Source organism: Rhodococcus sp. ENV425 (genome assembly GCF_002887785.1).
Taxonomy (GTDB): domain Bacteria; phylum Actinomycetota; class Actinomycetes; order Mycobacteriales; family Mycobacteriaceae; genus Rhodococcus; species Rhodococcus aetherivorans.
In genome coordinates this window covers 77,008-92,544 of sequence record NZ_PCZU01000120.1, presented here as the reverse complement: position 1 = coordinate 92,544, position 15,537 = coordinate 77,008, and the positions used below count along the sequence as shown (strand labels likewise).

The 15,537-nt window shown below is 70.7% G+C and carries 17 protein-coding genes, 1 tRNA gene and 1 pseudogene; 6 read left to right on the top strand and 13 right to left on the bottom strand.

Translation table 11 applies throughout. The features are described from left to right. Nucleotides 1–341, top strand: a pseudogene (locus CQZ88_RS09705) (peptidase M28); the annotation flags it as partial. Here CQZ88_RS09705 and CQZ88_RS09700 read toward each other — a convergent pair. From CQZ88_RS09700 to CQZ88_RS09690, 3 genes are all read right to left on the bottom strand, one after another. Next, nucleotides 342–1,862, bottom strand: coding sequence for a glutamate-cysteine ligase family protein (locus tag CQZ88_RS09700; protein WP_102799649.1), 1,521 nt, complete (start codon nucleotides 1,860–1,862; stop codon nucleotides 342–344). 76 nt (nucleotides 1,863–1,938) lie between these two features. Beyond that, nucleotides 1,939–2,763, bottom strand: coding sequence for a M23 family metallopeptidase (locus CQZ88_RS09695; protein WP_029541940.1), 825 nt, complete (start codon nucleotides 2,761–2,763; stop codon nucleotides 1,939–1,941). Between the two features lie 326 nt (nucleotides 2,764–3,089). Next, entirely contained in the window at nucleotides 3,090–3,863 is a 774-nt protein-coding gene (locus CQZ88_RS09690) for a neutral zinc metallopeptidase (RefSeq protein WP_029541939.1), read from the bottom strand. A gap of 489 nt (nucleotides 3,864–4,352) precedes the next feature. Between CQZ88_RS09690 and CQZ88_RS09685 the strand changes: the two genes are divergently transcribed. Further along, a tRNA-Arg gene (locus CQZ88_RS09685) sits at nucleotides 4,353–4,425 on the top strand. 100 nt (nucleotides 4,426–4,525) lie between these two features. Here CQZ88_RS09685 and CQZ88_RS09680 read toward each other — a convergent pair. The 3 genes from CQZ88_RS09680 to CQZ88_RS09670 all read right to left on the bottom strand — a co-directional run bounded on the left by CQZ88_RS09680 (nucleotide 4,526) and on the right by CQZ88_RS09670 (nucleotide 6,671). Further along, a complete protein-coding gene (locus CQZ88_RS09680; RefSeq protein WP_043797736.1) occupies nucleotides 4,526–5,032 on the bottom strand; it encodes a hypothetical protein in 507 nt (168 codons plus the stop codon). Between the two features lie 16 nt (nucleotides 5,033–5,048). Further along, nucleotides 5,049–5,804 carry a hypothetical protein gene (locus CQZ88_RS09675; RefSeq protein ID WP_043797739.1) on the bottom strand — a complete coding sequence of 252 codons (756 nt, stop codon included), beginning with the start codon at nucleotides 5,802–5,804 and terminating at the stop codon, nucleotides 5,049–5,051. Between the two features lie 123 nt (nucleotides 5,805–5,927). Further along, nucleotides 5,928–6,671, bottom strand: a complete 744-nt coding sequence (locus CQZ88_RS09670) for a Clp protease N-terminal domain-containing protein (protein ID WP_029541936.1) — start codon at nucleotides 6,669–6,671, stop codon at nucleotides 5,928–5,930. A 98-nt stretch (nucleotides 6,672–6,769) separates the two neighbouring features. On the opposite strand from CQZ88_RS09670, the gene rpe reads away from it, so the two are divergent. Continuing rightward, nucleotides 6,770–7,501 carry a ribulose-phosphate 3-epimerase gene (gene rpe, locus CQZ88_RS09665; protein ID WP_029541935.1) on the top strand — a complete coding sequence of 244 codons (732 nt, stop codon included), beginning with the start codon at nucleotides 6,770–6,772 and terminating at the stop codon, nucleotides 7,499–7,501. An 87-nt stretch (nucleotides 7,502–7,588) separates the two neighbouring features. Here the strand turns inward: rpe and CQZ88_RS09660 are convergent, their stop codons facing one another. The 4 genes from CQZ88_RS09660 to CQZ88_RS09645 form a co-directional block, all read right to left on the bottom strand. Next, nucleotides 7,589–7,987, bottom strand: coding sequence for a DUF302 domain-containing protein (locus CQZ88_RS09660; RefSeq protein ID WP_029541934.1), 399 nt, complete (start codon nucleotides 7,985–7,987; stop codon nucleotides 7,589–7,591). A gap of 25 nt (nucleotides 7,988–8,012) precedes the next feature. Continuing rightward, on the bottom strand, nucleotides 8,013–8,297 hold the full coding sequence (locus CQZ88_RS09655) for a metal-sensitive transcriptional regulator (protein WP_037201469.1): 285 nt from the start codon (nucleotides 8,295–8,297) through the stop codon (nucleotides 8,013–8,015). Nucleotides 8,298–8,412: 115 nt separating this feature from the next. Continuing rightward, complete coding sequence (locus CQZ88_RS09650; protein WP_006930269.1) at nucleotides 8,413–8,772, bottom strand: rhodanese-like domain-containing protein; 360 nt, start codon at nucleotides 8,770–8,772, stop codon at nucleotides 8,413–8,415. After that, nucleotides 8,769–9,083, bottom strand: coding sequence for a rhodanese-like domain-containing protein (locus CQZ88_RS09645; RefSeq protein WP_006930266.1), 315 nt, complete (start codon nucleotides 9,081–9,083; stop codon nucleotides 8,769–8,771). Before CQZ88_RS09645 ends, CQZ88_RS09650 begins: the two co-directional genes overlap by 4 nt. Nucleotides 9,084–9,282: 199 nt before the next feature. Here CQZ88_RS09645 and CQZ88_RS09640 point away from each other — a divergent pair, with 199 nt between their 5' ends. From CQZ88_RS09640 to CQZ88_RS09630, 3 genes are all read left to right on the top strand, one after another. Then, complete coding sequence (locus CQZ88_RS09640; protein ID WP_102799648.1) at nucleotides 9,283–10,578, top strand: lactate 2-monooxygenase; 1,296 nt, start codon at nucleotides 9,283–9,285, stop codon at nucleotides 10,576–10,578. Nucleotides 10,579–10,595: 17 nt separating this feature from the next. Further along, nucleotides 10,596–11,342, top strand: coding sequence for an amidohydrolase family protein (locus tag CQZ88_RS09635; protein WP_037201466.1), 747 nt, complete (start codon nucleotides 10,596–10,598; stop codon nucleotides 11,340–11,342). A 149-nt stretch (nucleotides 11,343–11,491) separates the two neighbouring features. Further along, the gene (locus CQZ88_RS09630) at nucleotides 11,492–11,950 is read left to right on the top strand and encodes a hypothetical protein (RefSeq protein WP_043797747.1); all 459 of its coding nucleotides are present in this window, start codon (nucleotides 11,492–11,494) and stop codon (nucleotides 11,948–11,950) included. 12 nt (nucleotides 11,951–11,962) lie between these two features. On the opposite strand, the gene CQZ88_RS09625 is transcribed toward CQZ88_RS09630, so the two are convergent. The 3 genes from CQZ88_RS09625 to CQZ88_RS09615 form a co-directional block, all read right to left on the bottom strand. Continuing rightward, nucleotides 11,963–12,292 (bottom strand): YnfA family protein, encoded by a 330-nt coding sequence (locus CQZ88_RS09625; protein WP_029541928.1) that lies wholly within the window; start codon nucleotides 12,290–12,292, stop codon nucleotides 11,963–11,965. 67 nt (nucleotides 12,293–12,359) lie between these two features. Further along, a complete protein-coding gene (gene mddA / locus CQZ88_RS09620; protein WP_006930258.1) occupies nucleotides 12,360–13,127 on the bottom strand; it encodes a methanethiol S-methyltransferase in 768 nt (255 codons plus the stop codon). 134 nt (nucleotides 13,128–13,261) lie between these two features. After that, nucleotides 13,262–15,523: an ATP-dependent DNA ligase gene (locus CQZ88_RS09615; protein ID WP_102799647.1), complete on the bottom strand. Its 2,262-nt coding sequence runs from the start codon at nucleotides 15,521–15,523 to the stop codon at nucleotides 13,262–13,264. Between the last annotated feature and the right edge of the window lie 14 nt (nucleotides 15,524–15,537).

The window sequence follows — 15,537 nt, the reverse complement described above, 5'->3', positions numbered from 1 at the left end:
ACGTCACCGACGGCGACGAACGGACGCTGACCCTGCGGCTGACGTCGCCGCGCGGGGCGCCGACGATCGGGCTGTGGGTGGACGGGACGTCCGCGGCGGTGCGGGAGGCGGTGGTGGCCGGGCGGAGCGCCGCGCCGGCCGCGTCGTTCGGGTTCCTGTTCTCCGGGACCCCGGCCGAGGGCATCGAGGTGCGGCTGACCGTCGCCCCGCGCGACGGCGCGGTGGTACTGCACGTCGCCGACGTCACCGACGACCTCACCGTCGTCCCGGGATACACCGCTCCGGAGAACCGGGCCGTGGTCACCCCCGCGGTCACGGTGACCCGCACCGTCCGGTTGTGATCATGCCGTGCCGAGCGGCCACTCGTGAACGGGCTTGCCGCCCAGCATGTTCCGGATGTAGTCACGCATCATTCCGTGCAGGGCGGTGCGCCGGTCGGCGCCGGCGTCCTCCCGTTCGACGACCTGCGCCCGCTGCCACGCCGCCCCGGTCTGCCGGTTCAGGCACCGGCCTTCGATGATGCCCAGGTACCGGTCCCGCGCCTGCTGCGACAGTCCGAAGGCGGTCAGGCCCGCGTCCGCCATCGGCAGCAGCCGGCGCAGCACGAGTTCGTCGGCGCCCACCCAGCCCAGGCCGGGCCAGTACAGCCGCGCGTCGAGGCCGTACTTGGCCCCGATCCCGAGGTTCTCGCGGGCCGCGTCGAAGCTCATGAACCGGCACAGCGGCACGTCGGCGTCGACGAGGGCGCGCAGCGCCCCGTAGTAGAACGCGGCGTTGGCCATGATGTCGAGCACCGTCGGGCCCGCCGGCAGCACCCGGTTCTCGAGCCGCAGGTGCGGGTGCTCGTCGGCGACGTCGTAGACGGGCCGGTTCCAGCGGTAGATGGTGCCGTTGTGCATCTGCAGCTCGCGCAGCTGCGGAGTCCGGCCGGCATCGAACTCGGCGATCGGATCGACGTCGGACACCTCGGGCAGCAGCGCCGGGAAGTACCGCGAGTTCTCCTCGAACAGGTCGGTCACCGAGTCGATCCAGCGCTCGCCGAACCACACCCGCGGCCGCACCCCCTGATTCTTCAGCTCCTGGGTGCGAGTGTCGGTGGCCTGCGCGAACAGCGGGATCCGGCTCTCGTGCCACAGCACCTTGCCGGCGAGGAACGGGGAGTTCGCGGCGAGCGCCACCTGCACCCCGGCCAGGCACTGAGCGGCGTTCCAGTGGTCGGCGAAGTCCTCCGGGGCCACCCGCAGGTGCAGTTGCAGCGACGTGCAGGCCGCCTCCGGCACGACCGAGTTGGCGTCGGCCCGCAGCTGTTCGGCGTCGTCGCGGCCGGGGAGGGGCACGCCGTCGAGATCGAGCTCGATGTCCTCCCCGCGTGCGGCGAAGATCTGCTCGTTGAGGGCCTCGTAGCGCGGGTTGGCGGTGATGCGCTCCCGGTCGAGGTGGGCGAGCTCGAGCGTGGGCAGCATGCCGATCATGACGAGCTGGGCGTCCTGCCGGTGCATCCGCGTGTCGGCGCGGCGCAGCGACTCGCGCAGGGTGTTCTCGATGTCGAGGGTGGCGTCACCGGCGAACGGCCCGGGGTCGACGTTCATCTCGACGTTGAACTGGCCCAGCTCGGTCTGGAACACGGCGTGATCGTCGATCGCCTGCAGGACCTCGAGGTTGCACATGGCCGGTTCCATGTCGTCCTGGACGAGGTTGAACTCGATCTCCATGCCGAGCAGCGGCTCCGGCCGTTCGCGCGCGTCGGTGAAGGCGCCGTCGCGCAGCATCCGGTCCAGGGCGGCGAGGCAGGCCTGCACCTTGGTGCGGAACTCGCGCCGGTCGGCGCGGGTGAAGGAGCGAGCCTTGATCTGCGTGCCCATGGAGCCGTGTCCCTCTCCCCCGCTAGGTGATGATTCGTCAGCCTAGCGGCCGAGCGACCGCAGTTGGGGGTGAGCGTCAGACGGCGCGGTAGCTGCCCCAGTCGGCGACGACGCCGCGGGTGCTGAGCCAGGCGTTGGGGTCGGTCTTGCCGCCGGCCTGGTCCCACACCTCGAAGTGCAGGTGCGGGCCGGTGGACCAGCCGCGGTTGCCGACGGTGGCGATCTGCTGACCGGCGGTCACCCGCTGGCCGGCACTGACCTGGTAGGTGTCGACGTGGCCGTAGACGGCGGTGGTGCCGTCGTCGTTGAGGACGCGCACCCACTGGCCGTAGCCGGAGGCGGCGCCCGCGTCGAGGACGGTGCCGTCGGCGGCGGACTTGATCGGCGTGCCGATCGGGGCGGCGATGTCGATGCCGCCGTGGTGGCTGCCCCAGCGGGGGCCGAAGTCCGAGGTGAGCGTGCCCGAGACGGGCTGCACGGTGGCAGGCTTGGCGGGGTTGAGGTTGTTCAGCCAGCCCTGGCCCGCGGCGAACTGGTCGACCAGGGTGTCGAGCTCCGGCGGCAGGGCGGGAGCGGCGGCGTGCTCGTGGCCGTGCTCGTCGGCCGGGGCGGGCGCACCGGGCAGCTGCGGGAGCTCGAAGCCCTCGGGCAGCAGGCCCTGCGGCACCTCGAACGGCAGGGTGCCGGTCTGGGCGGGGGCGGGCGCGGCACTGGCCGTGCCGGCGGCGAGCTGGGCACCCACGGCGAAGAAGGCGCCGGTGGCGGCGGCCACGGTGGCGGCCTTCACGGGTGCCGACGGACCGGTGGGCTCGACGCGGTGCCGGCCGCGGCCGGAGGACGCACCGGACAGATCCATCTCGAAGGTGGTCGCTTCGTCGCCTGCCCGCTGGTGCCGTCCCACAGTTGCTACCTCATCCGTCGTCCGTTGCGCGCCGGGTGTGCCCCGGCCGTTTCTGGCGACTCAAAGTAACAAAACGATATAGGGCAGCGCCAGCGTTACGTTTCGGACACTTCTGCGGTGGGTACCGACGGCGACCCGGCGGCAGCCCGGCCGGATGCAGCCCTGCCCCACCCGCGTGAACTGCGGAAACACCCTCCTGGTGCGCGCGGGCGGGGTTGGGACGTCCGCCGGGGCCGGCGGCTCCCGGCGCCGCCTCGCGCGCATACAGAACCGCGAGGAGACGACGGCAGTTATGTGATTGTGATCACAGCGGAGCGCCCGGCGCGTCAGCCGATGTACGCGATGGGCGCCTCGGGGATGTAGTCGACGCACGAGAGCAACGGGGTGGGCGACGGGCTGAGGTAGCCGGTGTCGAATGCCTGGATGCGCTGCTCGGCGGTGCCGTGGGTGCGCTCCGGCCCCTTGTCCTCCCCCACCGCGGCGAACGCCCGGCCCAGCGACGCCAGGTCGGTCTGCTCGACCGTGACGCCGAGGTCGCGTTCGGAGTACGCGACGAAGGCGCCCGATCCACAATCGGCCTGGTTCTCGTAGGGGATGGCACTGTTGGGTTCGGCCGGGTCGGGCTCCGGCAGTGCCAGCATCGTCTGGAAGTGATGCGTCACCTCGTGGCTCAGCACCGCGGCAATGGCGATCTCCCCGTAGCCGTTCACGAGGTCCATCGCCGCCTTCTCGCCGATGTAGAGGCTGCGGTCGGCCGCGCAGTACATCAGCGAGTTCTCGTCGTAGGCGCAGCCGGGCGCCGCCTCCCCCGACTTCCCCGCCGCCACCGAGTAGTAGGCGGTGGGATGCGGCATGTCCTGGTACGTGGCATCGATCCACGACTCGATCGACGGAAGGAAGCACTGCACATACGGTCCCATCGCGTCCGTCGTGTACTGCCCGGTGCTCCCGGCGGCGAACGGACACTCCGCTGTGGGCGAAAGCTGTTGCAGGGCAGACTCGTCCTCCGCGGCGGCCGGAGCGACGGCACCCAGGGCGGGCACCACGGCGGCGACGGCCACGGCGGCGAAGCGGATCGTGCGCGAGATCGAGCGAGGCATGAGTACTCCCGGGGACGAGGATTCGGCGTGCGGATCCACCCTCCGGCACGCCACGGCCGCACTCCAGGGCTCTTCGGGCTGCACACCGCACCCCGAGGGGGACGGTTCCCACCCCCGGGGTCACTGGCCGCACCTCCGACCGAAGGTCACCGGCCGAAGGTCACCGGCCGCAGGTCACCTGCCGCACCTCCGGCCGAATGTCACATGCGTTCGGTTGGATTGACGGCGTGTGACATTCGGGTGCACGACCGGGCGGGAACGGCGATCGCCCTCACGGGCGCCGCGATCTACGGGTCGAGTTTCCGCACCCCGGCCCCTGCTGTCCGCCTCGCACGCCTCCGACCAGGCCTGGACCATCACGTGGATCGCCGTCGGCGCGGCGGCGGCGCTCGCCGTGCCGCTGGTTCCGCGACCGTTTCACACCGGCGCCGCGATCCCGGCTACACTCACACCGCGCATCGAATCGGCACCGCCGGTCCACCGCGCGCCGCCCTCGTAGCTCAGGGGATAGAGCACGGCTCTCCTAAAGCCGGTGTCGCAGGTTCGAATCCTGCCGGGGGCACAAGAGACCGCTGGTCGAGCTCACCCGCAGCCGCTCTCTACGGACCGCCACTCGCGGGAAGCGGGCGAACCAGCGCGATGCCCCTGCTCCAGCCGCTCGATCAGTCCGCCTGCACGCCAGGGGCGATGTCCAGCCGTAGATACGACTCGACGCCGAACAGTCGGTGCATCCTCCTCGATGCCGACGACAGATGCGGTTCCGCCTCCGCCGCCGGCACGATCACGGGAGCGACGGCGTCGTAGCGCACGCCCTCGCGCTCGAGGACGCAGCCCCCGCCCGCCAGAACGTTGCGGCACCAGTCGACGTCGGTGCCGTAGGGCAGATGGATGAAAAACGACTGTCCGGATCGTTCCGCCCACACCGGGGTCACGTATGGCCTTCCGGATGTGCGACCCACGTGATGCACCGCTGTGACCGTCTTCCCTCCCCTCTTCAAGATCACCGGGTTGAGGACGACCTTGTTGTACCGGCGCAGGGCAGTCAATGCCGGCTTCCAGCGCGAGCGCCACACGACGACACGGATCACCGTGAAGACCGTGTCGACGACGAGCACGACGCCGCCGAACACCCACTCCGCCAGTCGCCGGAGCGTTGCCTTTTCGGTCACGGGTCCGCCCTCTCGCTCAGGAGGAATCTCGACCCGGATCGCTGCGTGGCGGCGAGCGGTCCACGGCACCCGGCCCGTCCTCGGAGTTCGCCCACCGGAGGAACCTCGCCGCGAGGTCGGCACGGATCTCTGCGAGAAAATCGCCGTCCCGGGCGTGATCCAACTGCTCGACAGTGTCCAGTTCAGCCCGTACCGTCGCGGCCTCGTCGCCCCGAAGGCTCGCGATCCACCGTTCCACCGGGCCGGGCGGTGCGGGAACCGGACGGGGTACCACCACGTACTTCTCGAATACGTTCCGGAACCGCTCCCAGCATTGCTGTTCCTGCTGCAGAAGGAACCACGGCCATTCGACGATCCGGCCCTGGAGGCACACCTTCTTCGAGGGACCGTACTCGAGCGGATTCCACTGCGGCGGACGCGTGAACACGACCTGCAGGTCCACACAGTCCTGATCGCTGCCGGGCGTGCTCATCAGCGAAATGGTGTGCAGGTTCCTACCGTCTCCGGGACACCGGTATCGGATCGTCGGCGCTCCTTGGCACGGCGCATAGTAGCCTGCCGGCGATATCGCCGCGCCGTTCACGATCCAGCCGACGGACAGGTCGTCCTGGCCGTGCTCGAAGGACATCAGCACGGTTTCGGAAAAATCGACCCGACGCCCCACCCAGACACCGCGACGACAGAGCGACGGCGTCTTCGTGTAGTCCTCGATCACGAAATGCCGCCCGGCTTCCGAACGTTCCCGGGACTTCTCGACGAGCGGGTAGGTCATCGTTCCCCCTCTCGGCTGCCTCGACTCAACGGTAGATCGAGGAGCGGACCGGGGAGGCGGTTTCGCCCTGCGGGATGAGGCCCTCTCAGCGACGGGTCGGCTGGACAGCGGATCGCTGCCTGCTCATTCCGCGTCTCCGCGCTCCGCGTGTGCGGCCTGCTCCGCGGCCACGGCCGCGGCGACGTGCGCTTCGGCGGCCGTCTTGTCCACGCCGAGACCGGTGAGGACGCCGTTTCCGTCCTCGTATTCGAGGAGGGCGAGGAGGATGTGCTCGGTGCCGATGTAGTTGTGCCCGAGACGAAGTGCCTGCCGGAACGTCAGCTCCAGGGCCTTGCGCGCACGCGCGTCGTAGGGGATCAGGTCGGGCACGTCCCCGGCCGCCGGCGGGAGCTTCTCCACCACGGCGCGACGGACCGCGTCCGGCGAGACGTCCTGCGCGACGAGCGCGCGGACCGCGAGGGCGTCGGGCTCGCTCAGCAGACCGAGGACGAGATGTTCGCAGGTGATCTCGGCGTTGCCGGCCGCCCGGGCCTCGTTCTGTGATGCCATGACGACGTTACGGGCGCGTTCGGTGAATCGGCTGAATCCTTGTTCGGGATCGAGATCGGCAGAACCCTTGGGCACGAAGCGCTTCTGGGCCGCCTGCTTGGAGACGCCCATGCTGCGCCCGATGTCGGTCCAGGACGCGCCGGAGCGGCGGGCCTGGTCGACGAAGTGGCCGATCAGATGGTCGGCGACCTCCCCGAGATGCTCGGCGGCGAGGACCGCGTCGGTCAGTTGTTCCAGGGCGTCGGTATGCACCTTCTTGATGGCATCGATGAGGTCGTCGAGCCGGACGGGATTGCTCATGGGTACCGGGTTCGTCATTCGTCAACCATAGGTTGACGCACTCATGGTCGTCAATGCCCGGTTGACGATCGATCCGGTGCACCTCGCCGGCACCGCGAGGCGGGTACTGTCGTCGCATGGACCCCGACGTCCGCGCTGGTCACCGGGCCGATCGCCGCCCGCGGCGCGAGCCGATGATCGCGCCCAGCCTGGCCTCGGGCGACCTGGCGCGCCTGGCCGACGAGGCGCGGGCCGTGGCCGGTGGATCCGATCGGGGCGCGGACTGGCTGCACGTCGACGTGATGGACGGACACTTCGTCCCCAACATCACCTTCGGGGTGCCGGTCGTGCGGTCCCTCGCCCGGCACACCCCGCTGCCGCTCGACTGCCACCTGATGATCGAGGATCCCGACCGGTGGGCGGTCGACTACGCGGAGGCGGGCGCGCACAACGTCTCCGTGCACGTCGAGGCCGTCCGCGACCCGGTCGCTCTCGCCGGCCGCCTGCGCGACGCCGGCGCCCGCGCCGGTCTCGCGCTCGCGCCGCAGATCCCGCTCGAGCCGCACATCGGCACGCTCGCGCACTTCGACACGCTCCTGGTGATGAGCGTGCCTCCGGGATTCAACGGCCAACGGTTCATCCCCGAGATGCTCGACAAGGTGCGCGCGGCGCGACGCCTGGTCGACGCGGGGGAACTCGACGTGCTCATCGAGGTCGACGGCGGGGTGAACCTCGACACCATCGGGGCTGCCGCGGCGGCCGGCGCCGACTGCTTCGTGGCCGGCACGGCCGTCTACGGCACGGACGACCCGGCCCGCGCCGTGCGCCTGCTGCGCGAGAAGGCCCGGGCGGCGTACGGGAGACCGTGACGAGCGGGAGACAGGACGAACGGGCGACAGGACGAACACGGGAACGGGCGCCGAGAGACATCTCGGCGCCCATTCTCGAGTGACGGCTCAGCTCCCCAGCGCGTCGATCGCTGCCTGCAACCGCCGGGCGGCCTCGTCGGCGACGGGCTGCAGCCCGGGATCCTCGGCCACCTGCACCATCAGTTGCGGGTTCATGGCCTCGACGTGCACCAGGCCGGCGTCCTCCGGATCGCGCCGGACGACGACGTTGCACGGCAACAGCAGCCCGATCTGCCGATTGACCGATACGGCCTGGTGTGCGAGCGGCGGGTTGCACGCCCCGAGGATGACGTACGGCTCCATGTCGACGTCGATCTTGGTCTTCAGGGTGGCCTGCATGTCGATCTCGGTGAGCACCCCGAAGCCCTGGTCCTTCAGCGCCTTGCGGGTGCGCTCGACGGTGTCGCCGAGCGGGGCGCGCAGCGTGGTGGCGAGAGCGAGTGTCATGCTGCTCCTTCGTGGTTCGCTGTTGTCAGGCGAGCGCGAGGAAGAGCTTCTCGAGTTCCTCCTCGGTCAGCTTGTCGACGCAGGTGTCGTCCTGCTCGTCGAGGACACACTGCCGCAACCGGGTGGCGACGATCTTGAATCCGGCCCGGTCGAGGGCGCGCGAGACCGCGGCGAGCTGGGTGACCACCTCGCGGCATTCGCGCCCGTTCTCGATCATGGAGATCACGCCGGCGAGCTGGCCCTGTGCGCGGCGCAGCCGGTTGAGCACCTGGGTGGTGGATTCTGCGGCATTCACGGTGTTAACTGTCATGGTCGGCCCCTTCATACTGAAGATGAACCCATCATACCCGGTGGGGTATTCCCGTGCCCACATTCCGGCTCGGCGCCGATTCCCGGACCTCGGGCCGGTCGACCCGGCGATTCCTTCAGCGGCGACCGCCCTTGACCACCCGCTCGCCGGCCCGCTCCCAGGCGATCATGCCGCCGCGCAGCGAGGCGACGGGCGCCTGCGCCGCCGGGGCGAACATCCGCGCGGCGCTCGCGGAGCGCATGCCCGAGTGGCACACGAACACCACCGGCCGGTTGCGCACGATCCGCGCCGCCTTCGTCGGAACCTGGGAGAGTTCGCAGTGCTGCGCGACGGGCGCGTGCCCGGACCGGTACTCGGCGGCGGAGCGCACGTCGACGAGGACCGCCCCGCCGTCCAGCAACTCGCGCGCCCGGCCGACGCCGACGGACTCGTAGGGCTTGGCGAAGCGCGCCTTGATCTTCTCGAGCAGGCTCATCGGGTTCCGCCCTGTTCGGCCGGGTGACCGGCGCGCAGCCAGCCCTTGGTGCCGCCGGCGACCGAGACCGCGGACCGCCCCGACGCGGACACGATGTCCGCGCCGCGCAGGCTGCGATTGCCGGAGGCGCAGATGACGTAGACGAGGTCGGTCCCCGGGATCTCGGCGAGACGGGAAGCGAGTTCGCCGAGCGGGATCCACTGGGCACCGGGCACGTGCGCCTGCTCGTATTCGTAGTCCTCGCGCACGTCCACGACGGTCGCGCCGGACTTCCACTCGTCGGCGAATGCAGCGATGTCGATTTCCCTCATTGTCCACTCCTCGGCCCACACCGGTGGGCATCGTGCCGTCGTTCGAGGTTCATACCCCATGGGGTACTACATACCCTAGGGGGTATATCGGGATCTGTCCACCGTCTCCGCCGGACGACCGGCGCTTCGGCCCGGCGCGTGGGCGCTTCCGTGTAGCGTCCGAGACGATCCCGCCCGACGCACCAGTGAGGAATCGCCGATGAGCGACGGACCCGTGGCGCCGCAGCCCGGCGCGGGCCGTGCCCGCCAGAACGTCATCTACCGGACAGGAGTGCTCGGGCGCACCCCCGCGGTGCCGACCGACTTCGCCGGCCTGGAACGCCTGGCGCGACGGAAGACGAGCCGGCGCGGCTGGGCCTACATCGCCGGGGGCGCCGGCGAGGGCGCGACGATGCGCGCCAACCGCGAGGCCTTCGACCGCTGGAAGATCGTCCCCCGCGTGCTGCGCGACGTCTCCCGCCGGGACCTGAGCGTCGAGCTGTTCGGCCGCACCCTGCCCGCCCCGGTCCTGCTGGCGCCGGTCGGCGCCGCCGAGCTCGCGCACCCCGACGCCGACGTCGCGATCGCCGGCGCGGCGGCCGAACTCGGCGTGCCCTACATCTTCTCCAACCAGGGCTGCGCCCCGATGGAGGAGAGCGCCGCGGCGATGGGAGACTCCCCGCGCTGGTTCCAGTTGTACTGGAGCAGCGACGACGACCTCGTCGACAGCCTGCTCGCCCGCGCGAAGACGATCGGCGCGGACGCCGTGGTCGTCACCCTGGACACCACCCTGCTGGGCTGGCGGCCCCAGGACCTCAACCTCGGATCCTTGCCGTTCGCCCGCGGCGAGGGCATCGCCCAGTACACCTCGGACCCGACGTTCGTGCGCATCGTCCGCGAGCGCATCGCGGCCGCCGCCGGCGCACGACCCGAGGTGGAGGTGACCCTCGGCGCGATCAGGACACTGCTCTCGATGAGCCGGCGCTACCCCGGCCGCCTCCTCGACAACCTCCGCTCCCCCGAGCCCCGGGCCGCCGTCGAGACCTTCCTCGACATCTACTCCCGGCCCTCCCTGACGTGGACGGAGATCGAGTCGCTGCGCGAACGCACCGATCTTCCCGTGCTGCTCAAGGGCATCCTCCATCCGGACGACGCCCGGCGCGCCCTCGACGCCGGGGCCGACGGCATCATCGTCTCCAACCACGGTGGCCGCCAGGTGGACGGCGCGATCGCCTCGCTCGACGCCCTGGTCGGCATCGCACCCGCCGTCGACGGCCGGGTACCGGTGCTGCTCGACAGCGGAATCCGCACCGGATCGGACGTGTTCAAGGCGCTCGCCCTCGGCGCCGACGCGGTCACCGTCGGGCGCCCGCACCTGTACGGGCTGGCGGTGGGCGGCCGCGAGGGGGCCCGCGACGCCGTCGCGAACATCATCGCCGAGTTCGATCTGACGCTCGGGCTCAGCGGGCTGACGTCGGTGAAGGAGATCACCGCGGACGCGCTCACGCGCACGTGACCGACGGGCGACGCGTGATGCCGATCTTCGACGCCCACTTCCATATCGTCGACCCCCGCTTCCCCGTGACCCCGAACGAGGGATACGTGCCGCCGGCCTTCACGGTCGCCGACTATCTCGAGCGGGTCCGCGGGCTCGGCGTCACGGGTGGCGCCGTCGTGTCCGGCTCCTTCCACGGCTTCGATCAGGGCTACCTGCTGGACGCGCTGGCCCTCCTCGGCCCCCGCTTCGTGGGCGTCACCCAACTGCCGGCGACCGTGACCGACACCGAGATCGCCCGGCTCGACGAGGCCGGCGTGCGCGGGATCCGGTTCAACCTGCGCCGCGGCGGTTCGGAATCCGCCGCCCACCTCGACTCGCTCGCGCGGCGGGTCCACGACGTCGCCGGCTGGCACACCGAGTTGTACGTCGACGCCCGCGAACTGCCCGCGCTCACCGGGACCGTCGCCGCCCTGCCCGCGGTGAGCATCGACCACCTGGGCCTGTCCGCGGCCGGACTGCCGCACCTGCTGGACCTGGTCGACCGCGGGGTCCGGGTCAAGGCGACCGGGTTCGGCCGCGCCGACTTCGACGTCGCCGCCGTTCTGCGCGCCGTCGCCGACCGGAACCCGCACGCCCTGATGTTCGGCACCGACCTGCCGTCCACCCGGGCGCCGCGGCCGTTCACCGACACGGACGTCGCAGTGGTCACCGATGCACTGGGCCCGGACCTCGCCGCGCGGGCGCTGCACGACAATGCCGCGCAGTTCTACCGCGTGCGTTGACATCCCCGGCAAGCAAGATCTCCGAAACGTCGTATGCTCCGCCGTTCGCGATCTAGACTCGGGGGCGTCATTCGGTGCGCGGGGCGCGCCGCCGGCGGGGCGCGGCGGTCGGCACCCGGACGTGACATTCCGATCACAGGAGCATCAGCATGAGCGCCGCCCGAACCACCCGAGCAATCCTCGCCACCGCCGCACCGATCGCGGCCGCCGTCCTGTTCGCCGGCAGCGCCGGCGCCGCACCGCCCCAATCCCTCGGCACGGCACTGACCTTCGGGTGCCTCAACCAGGGCAGCCTGGCCTCGATCACGGCGGTCACCGCGCAGGCCGGCCCGGAGGCGAACCCCGCGATCGCCCCCGGTCACGTACTGTTCTCCACCGCACCGGGAATGGGCCCCATGCCCGCTGCGGGGCAGGTGTCGGTCGCATGGCTCAATCAGAGCACCGGCCAGGCGGGGATCGTCGACCTCGAGGGGACGTACCCGAACCTGGCGAAGGTGGTGAACACCGGCCCGGGCACCGTGCTCACCACCGTATTCGGTTCGGTGAACCTGAGCAGCGGCCCGATCTGCAATTCGACACCGGCCGCGGGGACGGTGACCGTCGGCTGACGGTGCCGGAGTTCAGCGCGGGCTGTACATGATCAGCGCCACGCCGAGCAGGCACACCAGGGCGCCGGCCACATCCCACCGGTCGGGGCGGAAGCCGTCGACGATCATCGCCCACACGAGCGATCCGGCGACGAACACTCCGCCGTAGGCGGCGAGGATGCGACCGAAATTCGCATCCGGCTGCAGCGTTGCCACCATTCCGTACCCGCCGAGCGCAATCACACCGGCGCCCACCCAGATCCAGCCGCGCTGTTCCCGGATTCCCTGCCACACGAGCCAGGCACCGCCGATCTCGAACAGGGCCGCGACGACGAACAGGACGAGGGACTTCGCGATGCTCACGCGAAGTACCCTACGGCGCTGCACGGCTCCGGTGCGGGTGCCCGCACCGGAGCCGGCCGGAACATGGTCAGGTTCGGCTCGCCGCGCGCGGGCGGGGCACCAGCCGGGGCACGCGGGCACTGTAGTCGCGGTACCGGTCGCCGAACGTGTCGGTCAGATCGTGTTCCTCGAACCGCAGCGCGACGAGGATGTATCCGGTGGTGACCGCGGCGAACAGCAGGTGGCCCACGCTCATCGTCGGCGCCACCCAGAACGCGATCAGGAAGCCGAGATACAACGGGTGACGCACCACGCGGTACAGCATCGGGGTGCGGAATACGACTTCGGCCGGGGGTTTTCCGGCGAAGTTCCGCAGCACCTGCCGCAGGCCGAACAGGTCGAAGTGGTCGATCGCGAACGTCGATGCGAGCACGAGGCCCCATCCTGCGAAGGACACCGCATAGAGCACCACGCGCACCGGTGTCGCGTCCACGTCCCAGATCTCCTGTGGCAGTGGATGCCACTGCCACATCACCAGCGCCAGGGCGGCGGTGGCGAACAGGACGAACGTGGAGCGTTCGATCGGCTGTGGGACGATGCGGGTCCATCGGTCCTTGAACCAGGGCCGGGCCATGACCGAATGCTGAACGGCGAACACGGACAACAGGGCCAGGTTCACCATCACGGCGACGACGATCGGCGTCTGCGGCCCCTCGTCGATAGTGCGGGGCACCACGAGACCTTCGACCCACCCGATCGAGTACAGGAACACCGCGAAGAACACGGCGTAGGCGGCCGCGCCGTACGCGGTCATCAGGGTGCGGCCGAGGCGGCCCCTGTCGGTCGTCTGCAACATCGTCGAACCTTCCCTCCTCCGGGCGCGCCGGCCCGTGCCACAGTCGGCGGATGTGCCGTGTGACCACGGTGCGCCGACGCGCCGGAGGACGACAGGCACCCCGGGGTGAGGTTTTCGGCACCCGGGGCGGGCGGTCATCCGCTGCCGCGGGCCACGTCCTGCGGGTCGATGTCGTCGCGCAACCCGCGCCAGCTCGGATGCCAGAGCTTGCCGGCGTCGGTCCACTCCCGGAACCGCACCTCCCCCACCAGCTTCGGGCTCACCCACACCGCGTCCCGCGCGTCCTCGCGCGGGACGTCGCCGGCGAAGGGGGTGGTGCGGCGCCGCAGACCCGCCATGGCGGCCGACAGTTCGGCGAGCTGGGGTTCGTCGAAGCCGGTGCCGACGCGGCCGACGTACTCCAGCCCGGCCTCGCCCTGCACGCCGACCAGCAGCGAGCCGAAGGTGCCGGCGCGGGCCCCCTTGCCGAGGCGCCAGCCCCCGATGACGACGTCCTGGGTGAGCCAGTTCTTCGACTTCACCCAGTCGGGGCTGCGCCGGCCCGGCATGTACACCGAGTTCCGCCGCTTGGCCACCACCCCTTCCCAGCCCCGCCGGGTGCTCTCCTCCAGCGCTTCGGATCCGTTGCCGTGCAACAGTTCCGGAACAACCAGCCCGTCGGCCGCGGCGGCGAGCGCGTCGAGCACGCGCCGCCGGTCGGAATACGGCTTGCGGTACAGGGTCACCCCGTCGAGGAAGAGGACGTCGAACACGAAGTACTGCGGGGTGCCCCCGGTCCGCAGCTGCCGGAAGCTTGTGACACCGAGGGTGTCGCACGCGACCACCTCGCCGTCGAGGACCACCTCGTGCCCGTCGAGGATGCGGGTGAGATCGGCGAGAGCGGGGTAGTCGCCGGTGATGTCGCGGCCGGAACGCGAATGCAGCCGCAGCTGCCCGTTCTCGATCTCGGCGACGGCGCGGTAGCCGTCCCACTTGCCCTCGAATGCCCATTCGTCGGCGTCGAGATCGGTCACCTCACCCGGTGTCGCGAGCATGGGCTCGAGGTCGCGCGGGAAGCTCGTCGGCGGGCCCGACGGCGCGCTCTGGTCCTTCATGCGGTGCGCGAGCCACTGGTTGCCGGCCGTGCGGATCAGCGCGTACCGGCCCTGCACCCGCGCGCCGTGCAGGCGCACGATCACCTCGTCGTCGCGCCATTTCTCGGTGTCGTAGGTGCCGGTGTCCCAGATCGTCATGCCGCCGGCGCCGTACTCCCCCTTGGGGATCACGCCGTGGAAGGTGAGGTACTCGAGCGGATGGTCCTCGGTGCGCACCGCGAGGTTGTTGCGGCCGGGATCGTCCGGCAGATTCTTCGGCACCGCCCACGACGCGAGCACCCCGTCGCGCTCGAGCCTCAGGTCGTAGTGCAGGCGGCGGGCGTGGTGCTCCTGGATGACGAAGGAATTGCCCGGTCCGGATCCCACGGTGGCGGGGACGGGTTCGGGGGTGCGGGACGGGTCGCGCTTGTGCCGGTACTCGGTCAGGGCGTCGGACTCGGGCAGCGGCGGGTCGAGCGCGGCGAGCGGGTCGGGTCCGGCCTCGAGGCGCGCGAGCACCTCGTCGAACCGCAATTGGTGCAACCCGGGGTCGTCGAGTTCGTCCCAGGTGCGGGGCGCGGCGACCCACGGCTGCTCCCGGCCGCGCAGGGAATACGGCGCGATGGTCGTCTTGGCCTGGTTGTTCTGGCTCCAGTCGAGGAACACCCGGCCACCGCGCACGGCCTTGGCCATGGTGGCGGTGACCAGGTCGGGATGCAGCGTCTCGAGGTTGATCGCCACCTGCTTCGCCACGGTCGACGCCCCGCCCGGTGCGAGCTCGCGGTCGAGCGGCACATACAGGTGTATCCCCTTGCTGCCGCTCGTGACCGGGTAGGCCGGCCAGCCCAGCCCGCCGACCATGTCGCGCACCAGGCGGGCAACCTCGGCGCACTGCGCCAGCGTGACCCCCTCCCCCGGGTCGAGGTCGAACACGATCCGCGTCGCGGGACCCGGAACGGAACCCGAGAACCGCCACTGCGGCACGTGCAGCTCGAGTGCCGCCTGCTGCCCCAGCCAGGCCAGCGACGCCACGGAGTCGAACACCGGATACGTCACCGACCGCTGCTTGTGGTGAACAGTCTTGCGGGTGAGCCACTTCGGCGCGTGGGAGGCGAGGTTCTTCTCGAAGAACGACTCGCCGCCGACACCCTCGGGCCAGCGTTTGCGGGTGCCGGGCCGGCCCGCGACGTGAGGTAGCAGCACCGGGGCGACGGCGACGTAGTAGTCGACCACGTCGGCCTTCGTCGTGCCCGTGCTCGGGTACAGCACCTTGTCGAGGTTCGTCAGGTTCAGACGACGGCCTTCGAATGTGCGGGTCGTCATCGCCTCATTCTGCC